The sequence below is a fragment of the Marinobacter sp. NFXS9 genome (assembly GCF_040148665.1).
Lineage (GTDB): Bacteria > Pseudomonadota > Gammaproteobacteria > Pseudomonadales > Oleiphilaceae > Marinobacter_A > Marinobacter_A mangrovi.
The window spans coordinates 30,883-51,404 of the sequence record NZ_JAGDDW010000009.1 but is presented as its reverse complement, the minus strand read 5'-3'; the positions used below and the strand labels follow the sequence as shown (position 1 = coordinate 51,404).

At 58.8% G+C, this 20,522-nt stretch carries 18 protein-coding genes; 9 read left to right on the top strand and 9 right to left on the bottom strand.

Annotated elements, in window-relative coordinates:
* Window positions 1-19 precede the first annotated feature (19 nt).
* From J3364_RS14655 to J3364_RS14640, 4 genes are all read left to right on the top strand, one after another.
* Complete coding sequence (locus tag J3364_RS14655; protein ID WP_349559059.1) at window positions 20-475, top strand: GatB/YqeY domain-containing protein; 456 nt, start codon at window positions 20-22, stop codon at window positions 473-475.
* Between the two features lie 332 nt (window positions 476-807).
* The gene (locus J3364_RS14650) at window positions 808-1,014 is read left to right on the top strand and encodes a cold-shock protein (RefSeq protein ID WP_349559058.1); all 207 of its coding nucleotides are present in this window, start codon (window positions 808-810) and stop codon (window positions 1,012-1,014) included.
* 210 nt (window positions 1,015-1,224) lie between these two features.
* On the top strand, window positions 1,225-2,838 hold the full coding sequence (locus J3364_RS14645; protein ID WP_349559057.1) for an ArnT family glycosyltransferase: 1,614 nt from the start codon (window positions 1,225-1,227) through the stop codon (window positions 2,836-2,838).
* A 164-nt stretch (window positions 2,839-3,002) separates the two neighbouring features.
* On the top strand, window positions 3,003-3,485 hold the full coding sequence (locus J3364_RS14640) for a VOC family protein (RefSeq protein WP_223808060.1): 483 nt from the start codon (window positions 3,003-3,005) through the stop codon (window positions 3,483-3,485).
* Window positions 3,486-3,507: 22 nt separating this feature from the next.
* On the opposite strand, the gene J3364_RS14635 is transcribed toward J3364_RS14640, so the two are convergent.
* Window positions 3,508-4,395 carry a substrate-binding periplasmic protein gene (locus tag J3364_RS14635; protein WP_349559056.1) on the bottom strand — a complete coding sequence of 296 codons (888 nt, stop codon included), beginning with the start codon at window positions 4,393-4,395 and terminating at the stop codon, window positions 3,508-3,510.
* A gap of 234 nt (window positions 4,396-4,629) precedes the next feature.
* Here J3364_RS14635 and J3364_RS14630 point away from each other — a divergent pair, with 234 nt between their 5' ends.
* Window positions 4,630-5,592, top strand: a complete 963-nt coding sequence (locus J3364_RS14630) for a DUF6635 family protein (protein WP_349559055.1) — start codon at window positions 4,630-4,632, stop codon at window positions 5,590-5,592.
* Window positions 5,593-5,636: 44 nt separating this feature from the next.
* Here the strand turns inward: J3364_RS14630 and J3364_RS14625 are convergent, their stop codons facing one another.
* A complete protein-coding gene (locus J3364_RS14625; RefSeq protein WP_349559054.1) occupies window positions 5,637-6,746 on the bottom strand; it encodes an ABC transporter substrate-binding protein in 1,110 nt (369 codons plus the stop codon).
* Window positions 6,747-6,923: 177 nt separating this feature from the next.
* Window positions 6,924-7,379 carry a metallophosphoesterase family protein gene (locus J3364_RS14620; protein ID WP_349559053.1) on the bottom strand — a complete coding sequence of 152 codons (456 nt, stop codon included), beginning with the start codon at window positions 7,377-7,379 and terminating at the stop codon, window positions 6,924-6,926.
* A 258-nt stretch (window positions 7,380-7,637) separates the two neighbouring features.
* On the opposite strand from J3364_RS14620, the gene J3364_RS14615 reads away from it, so the two are divergent.
* Complete coding sequence (locus J3364_RS14615) at window positions 7,638-11,339, top strand: DUF1631 family protein (protein WP_349559052.1); 3,702 nt, start codon at window positions 7,638-7,640, stop codon at window positions 11,337-11,339.
* Window positions 11,340-11,429: 90 nt separating this feature from the next.
* On the opposite strand, the gene J3364_RS14610 is transcribed toward J3364_RS14615, so the two are convergent.
* From J3364_RS14610 to J3364_RS14600, 3 genes are all read right to left on the bottom strand, one after another.
* The gene (locus J3364_RS14610) at window positions 11,430-11,912 is read right to left on the bottom strand and encodes an FKBP-type peptidyl-prolyl cis-trans isomerase (RefSeq protein ID WP_349559155.1); all 483 of its coding nucleotides are present in this window, start codon (window positions 11,910-11,912) and stop codon (window positions 11,430-11,432) included.
* 131 nt (window positions 11,913-12,043) lie between these two features.
* A complete protein-coding gene (locus tag J3364_RS14605; protein WP_349559051.1) occupies window positions 12,044-12,679 on the bottom strand; it encodes a glutathione S-transferase family protein in 636 nt (211 codons plus the stop codon).
* Between the two features lie 36 nt (window positions 12,680-12,715).
* The gene (locus tag J3364_RS14600) at window positions 12,716-13,414 is read right to left on the bottom strand and encodes a helix-turn-helix transcriptional regulator (RefSeq protein WP_349559050.1); all 699 of its coding nucleotides are present in this window, start codon (window positions 13,412-13,414) and stop codon (window positions 12,716-12,718) included.
* Window positions 13,415-13,718: 304 nt separating this feature from the next.
* On the opposite strand from J3364_RS14600, the gene J3364_RS14595 reads away from it, so the two are divergent.
* From J3364_RS14595 to J3364_RS14585, 3 genes are all read left to right on the top strand, one after another.
* Window positions 13,719-15,404 (top strand): NAD-dependent malic enzyme, encoded by a 1,686-nt coding sequence (locus J3364_RS14595; protein ID WP_502882520.1) that lies wholly within the window; start codon window positions 13,719-13,721, stop codon window positions 15,402-15,404.
* A 198-nt stretch (window positions 15,405-15,602) separates the two neighbouring features.
* A complete protein-coding gene (locus tag J3364_RS14590; RefSeq protein WP_349559048.1) occupies window positions 15,603-16,880 on the top strand; it encodes a bifunctional O-acetylhomoserine aminocarboxypropyltransferase/cysteine synthase in 1,278 nt (425 codons plus the stop codon).
* Window positions 16,881-17,132: 252 nt separating this feature from the next.
* Window positions 17,133-17,873 carry an NYN domain-containing protein gene (locus J3364_RS14585; RefSeq protein ID WP_349559047.1) on the top strand — a complete coding sequence of 247 codons (741 nt, stop codon included), beginning with the start codon at window positions 17,133-17,135 and terminating at the stop codon, window positions 17,871-17,873.
* Window positions 17,874-17,999: 126 nt separating this feature from the next.
* On the opposite strand, the gene J3364_RS14580 is transcribed toward J3364_RS14585, so the two are convergent.
* The 3 genes from J3364_RS14580 to radD all read right to left on the bottom strand — a co-directional run bounded on the left by J3364_RS14580 (window position 18,000) and on the right by radD (window position 20,519).
* Window positions 18,000-18,161 (bottom strand): PFL_1563 family small protein, encoded by a 162-nt coding sequence (locus J3364_RS14580; RefSeq protein WP_349559046.1) that lies wholly within the window; start codon window positions 18,159-18,161, stop codon window positions 18,000-18,002.
* Between the two features lie 152 nt (window positions 18,162-18,313).
* Window positions 18,314-18,625, bottom strand: coding sequence for a hypothetical protein (locus J3364_RS14575; protein ID WP_349559045.1), 312 nt, complete (start codon window positions 18,623-18,625; stop codon window positions 18,314-18,316).
* A 103-nt stretch (window positions 18,626-18,728) separates the two neighbouring features.
* Window positions 18,729-20,519 (bottom strand): DNA repair helicase RadD, encoded by a 1,791-nt coding sequence (radD, locus tag J3364_RS14570; protein ID WP_349559044.1) that lies wholly within the window; start codon window positions 20,517-20,519, stop codon window positions 18,729-18,731.
* Window positions 20,520-20,522: the final 3 nt, after the last annotated feature.

The window sequence follows — 20,522 nt, the reverse complement described above, 5'->3', positions numbered from 1 at the left end:
CCCGTACAGGAGATTCGCCATGGCAGCCCCATCACTCAAAGAACAGCTGGCCAGCGCCGTCAAGGATGCGATGCGCAACAAGGATAAAGATCGACTGACGACCCTGCGCATGGCCCAGGCTGCGGTCAAACAGATCGAGATTGATGAGCGCCGCGAGCTGGGCGATGACGAAGTGCTGACGGTGCTGGACAAGATGTTGAAGCAGCGCCGCGATGCCGCCAGTCAGTACGACGATGCCGGCCGCCCGGAACTGGCCGACAAGGAGCGGGCGGAAATGGTCATCATTGAGGAATTCATGCCCGCCGCACTCACCGAGGACGAGCTGGACGGCCTCATCCGCCAGGCCATCAGCACAACCGATGCCCAGGGCATGGCCGACATGGGCAAGGTGATGAACGAACTGCGCCCGCAAGTACTGGGACGCGTGGAAATGGGCCATCTGAGCAAGAAGGTCCGGGCGGCTCTGGCCGGATAACCCATCGCGCTGCCGTGACGATCTTGAATCGCAAGTCAGCTATCGAGAGATTCACGCCTCGACAGGCTTGCCGATGAGCGCCTGGCATCGCCTGGGCGCTCAGGGATAATGCCTATTAAATAAGATTGGCAATTATCGACACAACGGCGTAGAGTGCATCGGGTAGAAACGATAGAGCAAAGCATTTCAGAATAAGACGTTACATTGTCGTAGTGAGTCGTGCACCGTCCTGTTTTTGATTCCGCGCGTTTTTAGTTTCCGCACAACGCTGATCGGGCATCCTGTCGATGCGCCGAAGGCACTCTAAATTTTTGCATACAGGATTGATTATTATGTCGACCACTAACGGTACCGTTAAGTTCTTCAACGAAACCAAAGGCTTTGGCTTCATTACCCGCGAAGAAGGTCCGGACGTTTTCGTTCACTACAGCGCCATTCAGGGCGGCGGTTTCAAGACCCTGGCCGAAGGCCAAGCGGTTGAGTTCACCGTGACCCAGGGCCAGAAAGGCCCGCAAGCGGAAAACGTGGTTGCTGTCTGATTAGCTAGCCACCACCCGCTCTGAAAAAGGCAGCTTCGGCTGCCTTTTTTATAGCCGTTGACCCGTCCTGAATACACGCCGACCGGCACCTTTTAACTGTCTTTTTTGATCCAGGCCCTTGAAGCGGCCAATTCATCTCAATCCAGATCCCCTCTGCCCGCCAACTGCGCTACGCTGAAAGAGATTCTTGGCTTCAGGGAGGACATCCCGATGTTTGGGAATCGCCGGTCCCATTGGGTCGCGATCGGCCTGTTACTGTCAGCCAGTATGGCCAGCCTCTGGCTACGCCCACTCCTTCCCGTCGATGAAACGCGTTACCTGTCTGTCGCGTGGGAAATGTGGCAGAAAGGCGATTTTATCCTGCCCACCCTCAATGGCGATCCTTACACGCACAAGCCCCCGCTGCTGTTCTGGCTGATCCACGCGGAGTGGGCCGTGTTGGGTGTCAACGCCTATGCACCGCGCCTGATTTCTCTAGTGTGTGCGCTGGTTTCCCTGCCACTGGTCTCGAACCTGGCCGCCAACCTGTGGCCGGAGCGACCGGTTATCAGGGACTATACGCCTTTAATACTGGCCAGCTTCATGTGTTGGCTGGTGTACAGTACAACGCTCATGTTCGACGTGTTGCTGGGCGTGTTTGTCTTGGCCGCCATCGCCGCAGGTGTCAGGGCGTCGCTTTCGGGACGCATCGCCTGGTTTGCAGTTTGCGGGACCCTGCTGGGCGCAGGCTTGTTGACCAAAGGTCCGGTGATCCTGCTGAGCACATTGCCGGTCCTGCTGCTGATGCCATGGTGGCGCCGCTCGGAGAACCGGCTGCCGCTGGGCCGCTGGTACGCCGGCCTGGCGCTGGCCGTCGTTACCGGAGCCGCCATCATGCTGGCCTGGGTTTATCCGGCCATCCTGCGGGGCGGTCCAACCTTCTCCCATGAACTGATCTGGAAGCAGACGGCAGGTCGAATCGCCGAATCGTTTGCCCATGCCCATCCCTGGTATTGGTACTTGATGCTGCTACCACTACTCCTTTTCCCGTGGGGCGTGCTGGTCTGGGAGAAGGCCTGGCGCGGACGACTCTGGCGCGATCCGGGAGAGCGTTTCTGTGTCGCCTGGTTTGGCGTTTCCCTGATAGCGTTTTCACTGGTCAGCGGCAAGCAGGTCCATTACCTGATCCCCACCCTGCCCGCCATCGCGCTCTGGCTCGCGGCACGGTATGCAGACCGCCCCATCACCCGCGTGAGCCAGGTATCTCTGGGAGGCATTTCAATTCTGGCTGGCCTGGCGCTGCTGTTTACACCGGAATGGTGCGAGCTGAGTGGCGTCGAAGAGGTCTGCACAAGCTCCCCGCGCCTGGGCGCCCTGCTCCCCCTGGCCATCGGTTTCATCCTGCTGCGTGCCCGACCGGACGCCGCACCACGGATGGCCTGGATCGCCATCACATCGGGTGCTCTGTTCCTTGGCCTGCTGATGAATTTTGTGACCATCTTCCGGCTACAGGATGTCCAGCCCCTTGCCCAGCGGATCAAGGCACTCCAGGACCAGGACATCAAGGTCGTCAATGTGGACAAATACCACGACCAGTACCAGTTCGCCGGACGGCTGGAAAAGCCACTCCTGGAAATCCGGGAACCCACACTCGACTCGTGGGCTGCGGAACATCCTGAAGCCTGCCTGATTTTTTATGTTCACAGCACCGACAATCCACTGGCCGAAATCGCCAGTGAGGTGTACCCCTACCGCGGCAAACAGGCGTTGATGATCACCGCGGAAGATTGGCTGGCCTACAAGCGGCGCAGCAAACCACCAATACAGATGACACATCAGGATTAGCGCCGTTGTCCTGAGCAATCCCCTTCCGTATGGCCCGGCCTGCACATTCCGAATGCGCGCGCGATCTTACGCATAAGGTCAATAAATGTTCTCTGCCCTGTCGATCCTCGGCGTCACCGCTCGACAACCTATAAAACCCAGCCCCATCACAGGAGACTGACATCATGAACCACGCCAGGAATACAATCTGCCTCTGGTACAACGGCGACGCCGAAGAGGCCGCCCGCTTCTATGCGGAGACATTTCCCGATTCATCGGTTGATGCCGTACACCTCGCCCCGGGTGACTATCCGGCGGGCGCAGAAGGCAACGTGCTGACCGTCGAATTCACGGTGATGGGCATTCCCTGCCTCGGACTCAATGGCGGTGCTGCGTTCAGGCACAGCGAAGCTTTTTCATTCCAGGTGGCCACCGCCGATCAGGAGGAAACCGACCGCTACTGGAACGCCATCGTGGGCAACGGCGGCCAGGCGAGCGCTTGTGGTTGGTGCAAGGACAAATGGGGACTCTCCTGGCAGATTACACCCATGGCGCTGACAGAAGCCGTCACGGACCCGGATCGCGCTGCCGCCAAGCGGGCGTTCGAGGCCATGATGCAGATGGGAAAGATTGACATAGCAGCAATTGAGGCGGCGCGGCGGGGCTGATCCCTGCGATACCTGGCGCCTTTTATTCCTTTGGCGCAAGCTGAGGGGGTCGTCCCGCTTTTTTCAGGGTGGTGCCGGAAGACTGGGCCTCCGGCCTCGCCCCTTGCTGGCTGGTCCCTACGGGCATGATTTCATTGCGCTGGGTCAGGTTGTTCATGATCTGCGATAGTTCGCCGGTGTGTCGCAAATGCAGCAGGCCCTTATTGAAGACCTTCTGTAACTTGGCGCCCCGGGGCGTTGCCCGGGTAAACAGCAGATGCAGCGACTGCTTGTGCAGCGGCTTTTCATTGCAGGTGATTTCGGCCCATCGCTCCGGCGGATAGAGCTCGTGAAGCATCGCAAATCCGACGGCCTTATCCTGGGGGTATACCTGGATACGCCCTTTCATCAGCAGGCGCATGTTGGTGGCATCGCTGGCAATGCGCATGATCTGCAGCTTGCCCTGTTTTTCCGCCGCTTCAAAAGCCTTGCCATAGTAATAGCCGAGCGTGCCGCCAATGACATAGCCACGCAGGTCGTCCACCGACGCCCAATCCAGGGGCGTATCGACGCGATGGAACAGAACCTGTTTGCCAGTAATGACCGTGTCACTGCAGAGATAGACATCCGCCCGATCCGGCGAGCAGTATGCCGGCATGAGGACATCGGCATCGCCTTCAAGGACCTGATCCTTGCTGCGTTTCCAGGGCTGGAAGACGTACTTGACCTGATAGCCGGCGTCGTTGAAGACGCGATCGATCACTTCCGCCATTGGGCCGTGCGGGAATCCCGACTGGGTCACGTAGGGAGGCCAGTCGCCCGTCACTACCGTGACCGTCCGTGATTCCATCGGTACGGGTTGCGCCTCCACGCCCACCGGCGTAGCCAGAAACCCGGCCCCCGCCAGTAACAACGCCGAACAGCGCCACATGAATGTGCTCCAGGCTTGCCTCACTCAAAACTCTCTTCGATCCATGTGCACGCAAGACTCCCGGCGCACCTGACATCAGTGTAGCAACTTTGGCGGGCAAGCCTGTATCGCGGCACGTTACCATTTTGGCTTACTGGCGCCTTTCACGATCAATGCCCAGGAAAATTGTCCTGAAACGCCCCATTGCGGTCTAATACCCCAGCCACACCCTGACCTGCTGATACGCCTGACTCTATGCCCCAAGCCACATCGTCCCAGTCGACTATCTCTGAAAGCGAGATCCAGCAGGCCATCCAGCTTGGAATTGCACGCTACTTCGAGGACTGCCGGACGCGGATCCCTGCCTTTATTGACCGCCACTTCCATTACCCCGGCGCTATCGAGACCAATCGGAAGGCGCTGGGATGGGACATGCTGCGCGCGCCCTTCAATCTGCTCTGGGCGCCGGTTTACGCCCTGGCGTGCCTCGTCAAGGTTCTGGTTCGACATCGCGCCAGACCGATGTGGCTGTATCGCTTGGCCGATCATGTCCCCGCCGGTTTTACCACCCAGGTGCAGCAGCACATCTCGGACCTGATCCTGACGGATCTGTTGAACGACGGTCGGACCGGCTTGCTGCTGGAAGATTATCTGGTCGACGCCCTGGAGACCGTCTATTCGCGCCACGCCAGTGAGCCGGTTGATCGCCAACACTTCACCACGCTGATCGAGCCGCTGCTTGCCGATGCTCTCAGTCAGTACCGAATCACCCGCACGGCATCCGCCGACATCACCAACAGCATTTCCTGCACAGTTTTGGGCGCGTTTGCGTTCCAGAAATTTACCCCGGGTGGGATCGGACTCGGTGTGGTGCTCGCCTCCATGCTGGCCAAGTTCATGGCGGCCAGGGACTTCATATTGGGTGAAACGATCGGCGGGTGGTATTACAGCTGGTTTCCACCGGAGCCCTCATTGACGACGACAGCCGGAGTCATGGTCGCCGTCATGGCCGCCCTGGCGGCGATTGCGGCGTTATCCGGAGTGATTTCCGATCCTATTCAGGCAGCGACGGGTTTGCACCGTCGGCGCCTGAACAAGCTGTTGGATCACCTGGAAAGAGACGTGTCACTCAGTACCCAAAACAGCTTTCGCCCCAAAGACCAGTACGTGGCCCGGATTCTGGATATGTTTGACATGATTCGGTCGGGGTTGATTTAGCGGTTTATTTCAACGCCAGAAAACGAGAGCGGTTGCATTCAATTTCAGCGCTCCGGAGCTGGCGCATCCTGATAGTCCCGAAGCACCTCACGCAGGGAAAAATCATAATCCTTCAGATTCGGATTTTCGGCGCGGGAGTATTGGGAGAAATCCACCCGATACAGGCTGTCCGGTTCCTTTTCGATCCGCCCCAAAACCGTCTGGACGTTCTCCACGTTGTCGCGCGTCACGATCAGAAGCGGCGTGTGGAATACCAGCCCCTGATCCTGGAAGTCCTTTCCGGCCAGATAATCATGGGCCAGGATCACCGCCCAGGCGCCCTCTACGTAGTGTCCGCCCGCCGTGACCGCCACCCGGCCGTCAGCCACCTGGCTCAGGGCCTGGGGATTGATGTCGTAGCCATTCACCAACACGTCGCGCCCCGGCGTCCGTCCGGCGTCATCGAGCGCCTCAAGTATGCCGTTCGTCGTGCGGTAGTTGGCTGACCAGATCACGTTGACGGCAGGATAGCGACGCAGCAATCCAGCGGTGCGGACATAGGCTTGCCGAGCACCCCAATCGGTGTAGAACACCTGTTTGAGTTTGGCGCCATCGGCTTCTTCGGCCACCCGCCGCAGCCCCCCTTCCCGCTTGATGGCCGGGGCGTCCGCCTGGTATCCGTTGACTGCGGCGATCGCAATCGGGCGATCAGCGTTGTTCTGCCGTGCCTGCTGAATCAGCTCCCGAGTAATCGCCATACTGGAACCGGTGTCATCGGGAATCAGTTGGGCAATCCATTGGGGATTGGGACGACGTGGCGCTCCGAGCTGATCGTCGGCCAGACCACTGTTGAATAATATGCAGGGTGTTTCCAGGCGTTGGCACTGCACCAGGAAGTGGCCGGCCGTCCGGAGAAAATTGGGAAACAGCCACGCGTCGAAACGATCCGGCGTGCTCGACACCTGCTTGAGTTGACGCAGAAGCTTGAGCCGGTCGGCATCGGCATCAAACACCGTCAGTTGGACATCCAGATCACCCGCGGCCGCCTGGGCAAACAGCGCCACGCGATTCCAGAACGGGGTATCGTCGGGAAGGAACAGCGCCATGCGGGAATCGCCCCAGGCCGGCATCATGCCAAGCCAGAGCAGGATGACGAGGATTACAATTCGGGACACAGCCATACTCTTCTGTCGACAAATCTGCGCATGCCACAACATACGACGTTCGAGGGTATCCCTGCCTGCGGCCGGGTTATGCCGACCGATACATTGAATCATTTTACGGTGATTGTTTAACCCCATTATGGCGAAGGCCTGAGCGATGTCGAATCGGCCGTGGCAGATGATGCCATTTCAAACCGGCAGTTCGATGACCTCACCGACCACACCGTCTTCGGTCACTTCCAATCGCCCAACCGTGATGGGCAGCGTGAAACGCCGGGGGCCCGCGCCTCCGGGATTGAAATAAAGCACTCCATCGACCCTCTCGTTCCGGGGTTTGTGGGAATGGCCGGCGATCACCACCTGATAACGGCCTTGCGGATCGAAATCGAGGGTTTTGACATCGTGGAGCATGTAGACCGCATGGCCGAGGCATTCCAACGCCTGCACATCGGGCAGGTCGGCGGCGCGGCCTGTTTTGTCGATGTTGCCGCGAATCGCCACCAGCGGTGCAATCGCCTCAAGCGCATCCAGAACCTCGTCCCGCCCAACGTCACCGGCGTGAAGGATCAAGTCCGAACCTTCCAAGACGCGCAGGGCTTCGGGGCGCATTTTGCCGTGGGTGTCTGCGATAACGCCGATTTGCATGAGCCAGCCTTATATCACTATTTTCATAGAGGCGGGTGACTGGGAGTGGTGGTTCATTCCGGATTCTAGCTGAATCGGATGGCCAGAGCAGGTGGGTCTTTCCTAAATCTTTGGATCACCGAATATCACTATTCAGGGAGCATCGTTTCCAGTGTCACTTCAGCCGATTAACTTTGCGAAACAGTCAAAACCTCATTAAAGTGAATATGTATTCAAATATTGCATATACTGTTTTTTTGCTGCGCAGGAAGGCGGTGAATGAGTTCAGTTCAAGGTCCACATGAAACGCTTACAGTGGATGTCATTCTGGTGGCTCCGGGAGCGCCGCCCTGCGGCTGCGTGATTTCCGATGTCGGCCGCCTGAACCGTCAGGTCACGCTCTCGCTCAGCCAACTGACCTCCCCTTCGGCAAGACTTCATCTCTCTGACGGCCACGCCCATCAGGCTGAATTGCACTTGTTCCAGCTCACAGACGCCGAAGATCAGCGTATCCACTTCAAAGGCAGAGCCACCTGGGACAGCGGGCAGGCATTGACCTTCCAAGCGCAACCGAATCAGCCGGCGCTGGATGCACTACAGGCGCTGAAACAACCGCCATGGCCTCGCAACCATGTGGACGTCGAGCCGCTGAAGCCGCTCTACTGGCAACACAGCATTCGCCTGCTGGAAAGGCTGCTTCCCGAGTTTCTGGAGAACGCCCGGGACGGCATTGAAAAGGACCTGGACAACGCCGCCGAACTTCGCGAAATGACCCGGCTGAAAGACATGCGGTTTATCTTCAACAGCCGCCAGACCCAGATCTTTCGGGATTTCGAAGCCCGCTTTTCGGCCATCAATGGCAATCTGGCGACGGCAAGCGCCGCCAGCGACCAAAGCAATGAGCTGCACCTGCTTCACCAGCAGGTCTTTGAGGACTGGCTGGGCTTGCAACGAGTCGCCGCCCGGCTGGCCGACAGCCATGCCAATACGCTGTTTATCCTGAACCAGTTGCTCAGTCGGATTTCCGGGCAGGACGTGAGGGACCCCGATAATCCCCTGTCGCCCAGATCGTTGTGTGTCTGCCTGCAATACGCCGTCGACCGGTTGGGTATCAGCCGGGAACACCGGCAAACCATCTACCACGCGTTCGAACTTGCCCTGAACGAGGTCTGGCCCCGGGCGGTGCAGTCGTTGATCCGTGACGGCCACCGGGCTGGGCTCAGAACGCTGAATTACAGCGATCTACCATCAAACTGGTCACTGCGAGAAAGCACCCCGTCCGAAGCACCTCAGACGGACGATACCGCCACCGATACGTATCCACCCTCCCGGGACAGCGCCGCCCCTACGGAAGAAGCTCACAGCCCCCCACACACACCGGAACAATCGATCTTCCGTTTAATGGGCCTGCAGCACAGCCTCGATGGCAACCTGGAAGGCTGGCACCGATCCAATCCTCAATTCTGCGAAAACCTGAAACCCAAGCGGGCCGACCTGCTCAAAAAGCTGCGAACCGATCATCCGGAAATCAGCCGTGCCATTCATGAGCTGGCCGAGAGCGATCCCGACTTTTACGACTCCCTGGATCCGCAAACCCTGGAAAAGGCCGATCTGGTCGACCAGCTTTTTTTACCCCTGCAAAGTGAGAACGGGCTGTCCGATGCCCTGCGGAACCAATTGGAACAACTCCGCCTCCCGATCTTCGAAGACTTGCTCAATACGCCAGAGTTCATCAACGAGAAAGACCACCCCGCCCGAGAAATCGTTAATGACCTGATGAAGCTTAGCTTTGCGGACCGGATTTCCAGCAAGACCCTGGAATCCACCGTTTCCTCGATTGTCGAAGAGCTCATCCAGCCCGGAGCCAGGGACTCGGGGCGAATTCAGGATCTAAACCAGACCCTCAAAAAGCTGGTCGAACGGCAGGAGCAGTCCTTCCTCAGGAACTCCGAGCGGCTTGCCAAGGCCCTCGAAGGCAAGGAACGCCTGAGGAAGACTCGCAGGCACGTCCAGCGCGAGCTGAATACACGACTCGCCGGAAACGACGTGCCTGCTGTGCTCCTGGATTTACTGGAGTCGGGCTGGGAGCAGCTTATGGTCCTCGCCCTCCTGCGAGAGGGGCCGGAAAGCCCGCACTACGAAGAGCTGCTGGAAGTGGTAACCCTGCTCCTCGAGTGGTTGTCACCCGAGGGACAACCGGAGGAGCGGGCGTTTGAGCGAGAGCTCGAAAGCGGTACGGTGCTGAACCTTATTGACCGTGAGCTGCGAAGTGCTGGCAATAACCCACGCTTTCAGTCGATCATGGCGGAGCTCACGGACCAGATCCAACACCCGCAGAGCTCGCGCACGGTGCGGATCGAGCAATATGGGGAAGACGACGAGCAACAGACACCTCCCGAAGAGCCCGACGCCAGCCGCTGGATTCATCGGGCCCGGGCGCTGACAGCCGGCGACTGGGTCGAACTGGCGCTCAGCAGTGGCGAAAGGCGCCGCATTCGCATGATCTGGGGCGGTGAGGATGTGCTGCGCTTTGTGTTTCTCTCGCCTAAAGGAATGAGCGAGATCAGCTTCGAATTCACTGAATTTGTCCACAAACTCGCCACCGGCGAGGCCTGGCTCGTGGACGAAGGCGACGCGCCATTCGTGGACCAGGGGCTTTTCAATATCGTTCAGAACGTCTATCAGCGGCTGAACTTCCAGGCGACCCACGACGCCCTGACCGGCTGCATGTACCGGCACGATTTCGAGAAACATCTCGCCGCCGTGCTCACTGACTCCCCGGATAACGCTACCGGTGCCCTCGTCGTGCTCGACATCGACGAGTTCAGCGTCATTAACGCCTCCTACGGGTCTCAGTCCGGCGACGCCATGCTCAAGGCAACGGCTCAACTGATCCAGCGGCATGTCGAGAAACGGGAATCGGAAACCTACCTTGGCCGAATCAGTGGCAATGAATTCGCCATCCTGCTCGGCAGGACATCCGTTGAAGAAGGCCTCGATTTCGCCGAAATCCTGCGCCGGGATTTCGAAAAGCAGACCTTCCACCACGACGAGGCACGATTCGGAGCCACCATCAGCTCATGCGTCTGCCCGGTCACCCGCGATACCGGCTCGGCCGGTGACCTGCTGAACCGGACCAGCCTCTCGTTGAAAGCGGTCAAGCGCCTGGGCGGCAATCGTACGGAGCTGGTTCGGGACGCATCGACCCCTTCCCAGACGACAACGCCCCAATGGGTTTCCGAGATCGATCGCAGCATTCGCGATCGCAGCCTGTACCTTCGGGCCCAGCCGATCATTGCCCTCGATAACGTTCACGGAAAAGGCAAATCTTACGAACTCCTGCTGGGACTGACGGATCCCTCCGGCAAAGAAGTCTCGCCCCAGAACTACATTGAAGCCGCGGAAAAATTCCGACGGAGTACCCTGGTCGACCTCTGGGTGGTGGACGAAGTCCTGGACTGGATGAACAGACATCCCCAAATCGTCGCGGGGATTGAGAGCCTCAACGTTAACCTCTCCGGGTCGTCACTGAGCGACGACACTTTCATGCTCAAGCTTGAATCGGTTCTCCGGCAGAACCGCAGTCTGACCCCCAAAATCTGCTTTGAGATCACCGAAACCTCAGCGGTCTCCAACCTGCACTACACCGCCGACTTCATGAGAGAGCTGAAACGGCTGGATTGCCGGTTCGCCTTGGATGATTTCGGGACCGGAATGTCGTCTTACGCCTACCTTCAGAAACTACCGGTGGACTATGTCAAGATTGACGGAATGTTCGTCCGTGACATGGAAACCAACCTGACCAACTACGCCATGGTCCGCTCCATCAATGAACTCAGTCATTTCCTGGATCTGAAAACAGTCGCCGAATACGTTGAAAACCTGGAGATCCTTGAAACCCTGAAAGAGATTCAGGTGGATTTCGCCCAGGGATACGGCATCGCCAAGCCAAGAAGACTGGACAGCCTCAAAAAGGAATAAGCCAACGACACGGGTTCGCTCCCGGCGAACCCCTCCCATCGACTCGACGCACGTCCGGGTCGCCCCATAGCCCGACGACCCGAAATGCCCTCAGTGATGATGCCCACCTGGCCCATGCACATGACCGTGCGAGATCTCTTCCGGCTCAGCATCGCGCACTTCGATGACCTCGATGTCAAACGTCAGGGTTCGACCGGCCATCGGATGGTTCGTGTCGACATCGGCAAACTTGTGGCCGACCTTGGCGATGACCACATGGCGTGGGCCCTGTTCGGTTTGCACCTGGGCGATCATCCCGGGCTTCCAGCGCCTGGCACCGCGCAGATGTTTGATCGGCACGCGCTGGACCGCGTCCGGCTTGCGCGGGCCATAGCCTTTCTCGGGAGGCACGGTCACGCTGAAAGTCTCGCCAGCGTCGCGGCCTTCCAAGGCTTCTTCCAGGCCTTTGATAATGCCGCCTTGACCATGCAGGTAAGCGTTCGGTTCACCATCTCGGGAGGTTTCGACGACATTGCCCTGTTCATCACTGACGCTGTAATGAAACAGGACCACCTGGTTCTTTTCGATTGGCATAGGGTTCTCCGCGCCGGTTTTGGGGAAGCCATTATAGCCGGCCATGGCGTTGACTCCAGTAACTCCCATAGACAGTGACAGATCGCCAAATCCGCCTGGCGCTGGGCCACTGAGACAGTGGCCCGGTGCCTCTATATGACTGCCGGATCAGACTCGGCCATCAGCTCGGAAATTCTCGCATCGGCCCGTTTTTTGGCGGGACGCTCCAGCAGCGGGGTAACGTAGGCCTCGAATTCCGGCCTGCGCGGAATCACGCTGAAAGCCATCCCGAAGTTTAGCAACGAAGCCACATAGACATCCGCGGCACTGAAGCGATCACCCGCGACCCAGGAGCGTCCGTCCAGCCAGTCTGCCAGTGCGTCATAAGTCATCTCGAACGACCCATAGCCAAACTGTCGCTGCATCTCGGCCGTATCGACTTTCCAGCCGGCGGCGTGATTGGACATGGCCGGTTCGGCGCAGGCGGCGGTGAAGAACAACCAGCGGTAATAGTTGCCACGATCAGCCGGTGCCGGCGCCAGGCCGGCCTCGGGGAAGGCGTCGGCCAGATAGGCGCAGATCGCCGCCGCTTCGGTCACCACCACATCGCCGTGGCGGATGGCGGGCACCTTTCCCATGGGATTGATGGCCAGATAATCGGGAGCTTTCATGGTGGTGTCGAACGCCATAACCCGGGTCTCGTAGGGCTGGCCCACTTCCTCCAGCATCCATTGCACCGTGTTACCGCGTGACTGGGGATTGGTGTAGAAAATCAATTCCTTGCTCATGGTGTTCTCCTTCCACTTGGTGGGTGTCAGGAGACTCTAACGCTCACCACTGTCAGTTTTTGTCAGCAGCGTTTTCCGCCATTCCTTCACCATTTGATGACGGCGCTTGGGCGTTCTCTCGGGCAGCATACTGGCCCCGAGGATGCGATCAATGCGGAAGTGGCGGTAGGCGTTGCGCAGTTCACACCAGGCCGTCAACACCCGGGTGGAATCGAAGAAACCCACGTTCACCGGCCACACCACCCGTTCTGTCCTCGCCCCTTTCTGATCGGCATAGTCGAGGGCCAGCTTGCGCTCCTCACTCAGGGCCTGACGGATCAAGGGCAGGTCTTCCCGCTCCCGCGGCTGCCAGTTGGGGACAACCACCAGAGCATCGTCCTCAAAGCGAAAGCGCAGTTCCGCTGGCAACACCGCCCCGATCTTTGCCATGGCGTCCCGCGCAGCCCGCCCCATGGGCCCGTCGGTGCGCTGCCCGGCCCATTTGAGGCCCAGCGCCAGGGCCTCGATCTCCTGAGGCGAGAACATCAGCGGCGGCAACAGGAAGCCCGGCCTCAGGACATAGCCCATTCCCGGTTCACCCTCGATCTCCGCCCCCATGGATTGCAGGGTGGCGATATCCCGATAGAGTGTGCGCAGGGAGATTCTGGTTTCCCCCGCCAACACGGCACCACTCACCGGCCGGCGATGGCGGCGAAGAATCTGGAGGATGTCGAAGAGGCGTTCAGTTCTGGACATGGGCGCGCTTATGCTTGTGATGAAGCCCGGTTCGGGATCCGTTTCTAGGGAGCTTATAGATTCTATACCGGGATGCCACTTCCATTTCAGGGAGATCAAGCCCTGGGTGATCACAGTGCGGTCGCGTCTTCCATGCCGTGGGCGCTGCGCATTTCTTGCCCCATTCTGGAAGGTCGCTCCGACACCTTCCGTAGCCGACTCCAGCAGCGGCTGAGGGCGACATCAGCTACGCTTGATAAACTGAATTTGGCGATGAGCCAGATCGCCATTGTCTGGTTTCTTCATAGCCCGATCGATCGACGAGGTGATTGTGAGCAAACACGAAAAACGCCCCCTGTACATTCCCTACGCCGGCCCCTCCCTCCTGGAGATGCCGTTGCTGAACAAAGGCAGCGCGTTCACGCAACAGGAGCGTCGGGATTTCAACCTGATCGGCCTGCTGCCCAATAACGTCGAAACCATCGGGGAACAGGCAGAGCGAGCCTACAAACAGTACGAATTATGCCAGACCGATCTCGACCGGCATGTCACCCTGCGCGCGATCCAGGACGACAACGAAACGCTTTTCTTCCACCTGCTGGAAGATCACCTGGAAGAGATGCTTCCGATTATCTACACCCCGACCGTAGGTGAAGCGTGCGAGGAGTTCTCCAACATCTACCGCAACCACCGCGGCCTCTTCGTGTCCTATCCCGATCGGGAGCACATGGATTACCTGCTGCGCAGCGCCACCAAGGACAACGTGAAAGTCATCGTGGTGACCGACGGCGAACGCATCCTGGGCCTGGGCGACCAGGGCATCGGTGGCATGGGCATCCCCATCGGGAAGCTGTCGCTGTATACCGCCTGCGGTGGGATCAGCCCGGCCAACACGCTGCCCATCGTCCTGGATGTGGGCACCAACAACCAGGCGCTGCTCGACGACCCGATGTACATGGGGTGGCGTCACAAGCGCATCGGCCAGAAGGAATACGACGATTTCGTGTCCGCCTTCATGACAGCGGTGCAGCGCCGCTGGCCCAAGGCCCTGGTGCAGTTCGAGGATTTTGCGCAGACCAACGCCATGCGCCTGCTGAAGCAATACCGCGACGAAGCCTGCTGCTTCAACGACGACATCCAGGGTACCGCAGCGGTATGCCTGGCCACATTGCTGGCCGCGTGCAAAACGAAGGACGAGAAACTCAGCGACCAGACGGTTGTCTTTCTGGGCGCCGGATCCGCCGGCTGCGGCATCGCCGAACAGATCATCGTCGCCATGACGGACGAAGGCGTGTCGGAACGTGAAGCGCGGCAACGGGTCTACATGGTCGACCGTGACGGACTGCTGACCACTGATATGACCGGCCTGCAGGACTTCCAGTCCGCCCTGGCCCAGCATCCGGAGCGAATCAGGGACTGGTCAGGGCGAGAGCTGATCGACGTGGTGAAGGAAGCCAGGCCCACCGTGCTGATTGGCGTCTCCGGTCAACGTGGCCTGTTCAGTGAAGACGTGATCAAGACGATGCATGCGAACTGTGCGAAGCCCCTGGTGATGCCGCTGTCCAACCCCACCTCCCGGGTCGAGGCCACACCCGACGACATCCTGGCATGGACCCATGGCGAAGCGCTGGTCGCCACCGGCAGCCCGTTCAAGCCGGTGAAGCTGAACGGCCACAGCCACCCCATCGCCCAATGCAACAACGCCTATATCTTCCCTGGCCTGGGCCTCGGCGTCGTTGCCGCCGGCGCCACCCGGGTGACCGACGCCATGTTGATGGCCGCGGCCAATGCCTTGGCGAAACAGGCCCCCATCGTCCAGCAAACCGGCGAACAACTGTTGCCCAGCCTGGCCAGCATCCAGGACATCAGTCGAGTGATTGCTTTCGATGTGGCCAAGCAGGCACAGGAAGAGGGTTTTGCCTTGCGCTCCGACGATGACACCATTCACCGGGCCATTGAAAAGAACTTTTGGCGGCCACGGTATCGGCGTTATCTGCGGCGGGCGATTTAGGGGGGTAAAACCTGCGGCACGGCTGACCGGGAAGCGTGTTTTCGAGCCAGGCTAAGCGCCCGTTCTGCCACCGTCCCGGTGTTATCAGAATCTTGATCACAGAAACGATCCAGCTTTTCAGAACATCATCGGGACCGTGCCATACTGCCCCATGCCAACGATCAGGAATGCCTCAAACCAAGAAAAAAGGAAGACAAGATGAAACCTGAAACCCTTGCCCTGCACGCCGGCTTCAGCGGCGATCCAACCACTCACGCGGCCACCACCCCGATCTACCAGACCACCTCCTACACGTTCGACGACACCCAGCATGGTGCCGACCTGTTCGATCTGAAGGTCCAGGGCAACATCTATACGCGCATCATGAACCCTACCAACGGGGTGCTGGAAGAGCGACTGGCCCAACTCGAAGGGGGTGTGGGCGCGCTGGCCGTGGCGTCCGGGATGGCGGCGATCACCTACGCCCTGCAAACCATCTGCAAAGTGGGCAACAACATCGTCAGCACCAGCCAGCTCTACGGCGGCACCTACAACCTGTTCGCCCACTCGCTGCCGAACCAGGGCATCGAGACCCGATTCGCCCCGCATGATGATTTCGACGCGGTGGAAAAAGCGATCGACGACAACACCCGGGCCCTGTTCTGCGAATCCATCGGCAACCCGGCGGGCAACATCGTGGATATCCAGCGCTGGGCTGAGATTGCCCACAAACACGGCATCCCGCTGATCGTCGACAACACTGTGGCGACACCCTTCCTGTGTCGGCCCTTCGAACATGGCGCGGACATTGTCGTCCACTCCCTGACCAAGTACATCGGCGGTCACGGCACTACCGTGGCCGGTGTCGTGGTGGATTCGGGCCAGTTCGACTGGGCCGCCCACAAAGACAAGTTCCCGATGCTCAACGAGCCGGATCCGTCCTACCATGGCGTGGTCTACACCGAGGCGTTGGGTGCCGCCGCGTTTATTGGCCGCTGCCGGGTGGTGCCGCTTCGGAACACCGGCGCCGCGCTGTCACCGTTCAACTCGTTCCTGATCATGCAGGGGCTGGAAACCCTGGCCCTGCGCATGGAGCGGCACTGTGAAAACGCCCAGAAGGTGGCGGAATACCTGGAGCAGCACCCCAACGTGGAGTGGGTCAACTACGCCGGTCTGACCAAGAGCCCCTACCACGCCACCTGCCAGAAGATTTGCGGCGGACGCGCCTCAGGCATCCTCAGCTTCGGCATCAAGGGCGGCCGTGACGCCGGCGCACGCTTCATCGATGCCCTGCAACTGATCTACCGGCTGGTCAACATCGGCGATGCCAAATCCCTGGCCTGCCACCCGGCCAGCACCACCCACCGCCAGCTCAACCCCGAGGAGCTGGCCAGTGCCGGCGTGAGCGAAGATCTGGTGCGACTGTCGATCGGCATTGAACATGTGGATGACATTATTGCCGACGTCACCCAGGCGCTGGAGAAGGCCTGCGGCTGAGGTCGCTGGAAGCATCCTGCCACCTTGGCCCTGCCGAGGTGGCAGTCATTACAATCCTCAGTCCCCTCACACGTTTAAATCAGCGCATCCGGTCATGGCATTCTCCATGGGAATGCAAAAGAGTCGTGCCTTCCAGGGGAAACGCGGGTAATCGGAATATATCGCGAATTCGCCGCTTTCAGGACGACAGCGCGGTTTTCACGCGTGGTACGATGCTCTCACACCATCCGAGAAAAGGAACGCTCAGGGACTATGAACAATAACTACAAAATTGCCCTCCTGATCGACTGTGACAACGTCAGCCATCAGTCCATCGAAGGGGTGCTTCAAGAGCTGGCCAAATACGGCGCGGTGAACGTACGCCATGCCCATGGAAACTGGAACGGACCGCAACTGGGTGGCTGGATCGACAAGCTGCACGCCAACGCCATTCGGCCGGTTCAGCAATTTGCCTACACATCCGGCAAAAACGCCACAGACGCCTCGATGATCATCGACGCCATGGACCTGCTCTACAGCGGTAACGTCGATGCCTTCGCCTTGATGACCAGCGACTCCGATTTTACGCCGCTGGTGATGCGCATTCTCGAGGCCGGGCTGCCGGTGTTTGGCTTCGGAGAGCGCAAAACGCCGATGCCTTTCGTCAACGCCTGCTCGCAATTCATCTACACGGAGAATTTGCGCGAAGACAGCGAGGAACCCGATCACGTCAACGTCGACGGTCTTCCCAAATCAACCGTGGAAACCAAGTGGGGGCGCAATCAACTCCGGGGTGACTCCGTCCTGGTGCGGACGCTCAGAACCGCCGTAGAGCAGACGGCGGATGACGATGGCTGGGCGCATCTCGGCAAGGTGGGGCAGTACATTTCCAACAACAGCTCCTTCTCCCCGGTGAACTACGGATACAAAAAGCTGAGCGACCTCATCCGGGCCAGTGAACTTTTCGAGATGAGCGTCCGGGACAAGAACATTTTCTACATTAAAAGCCCCTAGGCCAGAGGGAGGGCCATCGGGCAAAAAACAGCCCGATCAGGTCCACGCCGAACGTCGTGACTGGAAAGGCCAGGGAGGGTTATCGTGCCCGGCTCGGGTTCAATGCATCGACTGACCTTGCGATGATCAGTTTGCCTTCAGATCAATCTGCTTTGTTCCTTTCGCATCGAATCGCCCACTTTTACCCTTGTCGACTTGCTCAACCTTCCCGCCGGACTTCAAAAAAGCCGCCGTCTGCTCCTCGATCATGGCGCTCGTTAAGGTCGCTTTTTCGGGCTTCTTGCTCATCATGCTCTCCCAGTTAACCGTTGGCCGATTCGCCAACGTCAAACCTCCATCATATGCTAAGTAGGAAATAATTGTTCGAAATGCCCCGCTTTATGAAACCGACCTTTCGTGCTTCCTCTATTCATATCAAAATTTCATGCCCACAACTTCCGTTAATTGGAAACTGGGATCATCACGCTGGCAAAAACAAAAGCGGCACCGATGGCTAACCCAACATAACGATCGCTTTGGCTTTCTTCTCTCCCACCCACAGTTATGGTTTCCAGGTGTAGAAAAAACGCGAGTACGTTGTACGTGCCAAGTGCGAAGGCGATAAAGCTGACTGCAACCACCACTGCATTATTCTCATTCATCGTGCCCAAGAGCACATAAATATAGAAACTTTCGAGCACGGTCAGAATGATCGTTAACAACATCGCCCGCGTTTTGGGGTCCTCTTCGACACTATTCTGAACTCCTTTCATAGCTCTCCCTTTAACACCGTTCCCTGGAAACTGACTTACAAAGCCAACTCAAAACGCCCGGGTTAGATCGATTTAAATTTGCAGACATCCCCGGCTGGAGACCTCACACCTCATTCGCCTTCCGATAGCTCCCCCGATAATCAAAGATCCGCTCCTGCACCTGCCAGTAGCGCTTTTGATGACGGGCGATGACGAAATCCGGTGCTGACAACAAGGCTTGCATTTCAAGCACCTCATCGGCGCGGCTGAACGTTCTCGGCGCTTGACCGTTCGCGAAACGACGGCCGAAAAGTTTGTTGAAGACATGGCGCTGTGGCGCCTTGCTGAAATCGAACGACTCGCTGAGCTCCTCCCCGTCTTCACCGTGATAGGTGATCTTCAGTTTGCTCTCATTGTTGCTATCCTGAGCATTCAGCGTGATCCCGGCGCAGCGGATCACCATGGCATCCTTGAGTTTCAGGGCATCCCGGAGCTGATCATCCGGGTCGATGATCGCCTTCTGGCACTGATGGCATTTGCGGGCCGCGATATCGTTCTCGCCACCGCAGTGGGGGCACTCCTTGAAACGGAAACGGTAATCGCACTGTTGCGGGCGCTCACTCTGCGTTGCAGCGCCCTCCTCTTGCGCAGGCTCAATCAGGCCCTGGCAACGGCGGCCGTAATGCTCAATCACATGGCCGTCATCGTCCGTTTTTCCCCAGAAAATGTTGGCGAAGCCACAGCCCGGGCAGAAGACCTGCACCGGCTCGCTGTCGGGGTTCGGTTTTGGCTCGCCCACCTCCGGGTGATGCAGGTTCACGTGGTTACCCGCGTAATCGATCACCAGACAATCCTGCTTCCCCTCATCCAGTCGCAGACCGCGGCCCACGATCTGCTGGTACAGGCTCACGGACTGAGTCGGGCGAAGAATGGCGATGAAATCCACATGAGGCGCATCAAAGCCCGTGGTCAGCACGGAGACGTTCACCAGGTACTTCAACTGGCGTTGCTTGAAGCGCTGGATCAGCGACGCCCGCTCGGCCATATCGGTGGCGCCGGTCACCAGGGCGGTCTGGTGTTCCGGCAGGTAGCCGGTGATCTCCCGCGCGTGATCCACCGTGGCCGCAAAGATCATCACACCCTGGCGCTGGTCGGCCAGCTCCATCACCTGCTCGATGATGGCCCGGGTCACCCGCCGGTGCTTGCTCAGCAGCTGGTTGACGTCCTTCTCGGCGTATTCGCCAAAGCGGTCCTGGGGCAGCGCGGAGAAATCGTATTGCGCCACCGCCGCGTTCACTAGCTCGGGTTTGGTGAGATACCCCCGGTTGATCATGAAACGTAAAGGCAGTTCGTAGATGCAATGCTGGAAGGGCTTTTCCTGTTCCTCACCAGAGCCTCGGACAAAGCCCCGGTAGTGATAGCGATAGATCCAGCCCATTGCCAGACGATAAGGTGTGGCGGTCAGCCCAAGCACTTTGAGGGCATCATTCTGTTGCCGCAGCAGCTCGATGATCCGCTGATACTGACTGGTGTCCTCACCGCTGACCCGATGGCACTCATCGATGATGACCAACGAATACTCATCCCGAAACTCATCCAGGTTCGCCGCCACCGACTGCACACTGGCAAACGTCACCTGATGGCGGCTTTCCTTGCGCTTCAACCCGGCCGAGAAGATGCCGCCCGTTAACCCATAGCTCTCGTATTTGGCGTGATTCTGCTCCACCAGCTCCTTGACGTGGGTCAGCACCAGAATCTTGCGTTTGGCGAGGCGCGCTAACTCGGCAATGACCAGGCTCTTCCCCGCACCGGTGGGCAGCACGATCACGGCCGACTCGTCGGATTGGCGGAAATGCCGCAACGTGGCGTCGACGGCTTCCTGTTGGTAGGGACGCAGCTTGAAAGGAGCGTTCATGAA

Bases quoted from the DNA above. Each gene is read 5' to 3' on its own strand.
- J3364_RS14655 (WP_349559059.1), top strand. From the start codon at position 20: ATGGCAGCCCCATCACTCAAAGAACAGCTGGCCAGCGCCGTCAAGGAT.
- J3364_RS14650 (WP_349559058.1), top strand. From the start codon at position 808: ATGTCGACCACTAACGGTACCGTTAAGTTCTTCAACGAAACCAAAGGC.
- J3364_RS14645 (WP_349559057.1), top strand. From the start codon at position 1,225: ATGTTTGGGAATCGCCGGTCCCATTGGGTCGCGATCGGCCTGTTACTG.
- J3364_RS14640 (WP_223808060.1), top strand. From the start codon at position 3,003: ATGAACCACGCCAGGAATACAATCTGCCTCTGGTACAACGGCGACGCC.
- J3364_RS14635 (WP_349559056.1), bottom strand. From the start codon at position 4,395: ATGTGGCGCTGTTCGGCGTTGTTACTGGCGGGGGCCGGGTTTCTGGCT.
- J3364_RS14630 (WP_349559055.1), top strand. From the start codon at position 4,630: ATGCCCCAAGCCACATCGTCCCAGTCGACTATCTCTGAAAGCGAGATC.
- J3364_RS14620 (WP_349559053.1), bottom strand. From the start codon at position 7,379: ATGCAAATCGGCGTTATCGCAGACACCCACGGCAAAATGCGCCCCGAA.
- J3364_RS14615 (WP_349559052.1), top strand. From the start codon at position 7,638: ATGAGTTCAGTTCAAGGTCCACATGAAACGCTTACAGTGGATGTCATT.
- J3364_RS14610 (WP_349559155.1), bottom strand. From the start codon at position 11,912: ATGCCAATCGAAAAGAACCAGGTGGTCCTGTTTCATTACAGCGTCAGT.
- J3364_RS14605 (WP_349559051.1), bottom strand. From the start codon at position 12,679: ATGAGCAAGGAATTGATTTTCTACACCAATCCCCAGTCACGCGGTAAC.
- J3364_RS14600 (WP_349559050.1), bottom strand. From the start codon at position 13,414: ATGTCCAGAACTGAACGCCTCTTCGACATCCTCCAGATTCTTCGCCGC.
- J3364_RS14590 (WP_349559048.1), top strand. From the start codon at position 15,603: ATGAAACCTGAAACCCTTGCCCTGCACGCCGGCTTCAGCGGCGATCCA.
- J3364_RS14585 (WP_349559047.1), top strand. From the start codon at position 17,133: ATGAACAATAACTACAAAATTGCCCTCCTGATCGACTGTGACAACGTC.
- J3364_RS14580 (WP_349559046.1), bottom strand. From the start codon at position 18,161: ATGAGCAAGAAGCCCGAAAAAGCGACCTTAACGAGCGCCATGATCGAG.
- J3364_RS14575 (WP_349559045.1), bottom strand. From the start codon at position 18,625: ATGAAAGGAGTTCAGAATAGTGTCGAAGAGGACCCCAAAACGCGGGCG.
- radD (WP_349559044.1), bottom strand. From the start codon at position 20,519: ATGAACGCTCCTTTCAAGCTGCGTCCCTACCAACAGGAAGCCGTCGAC.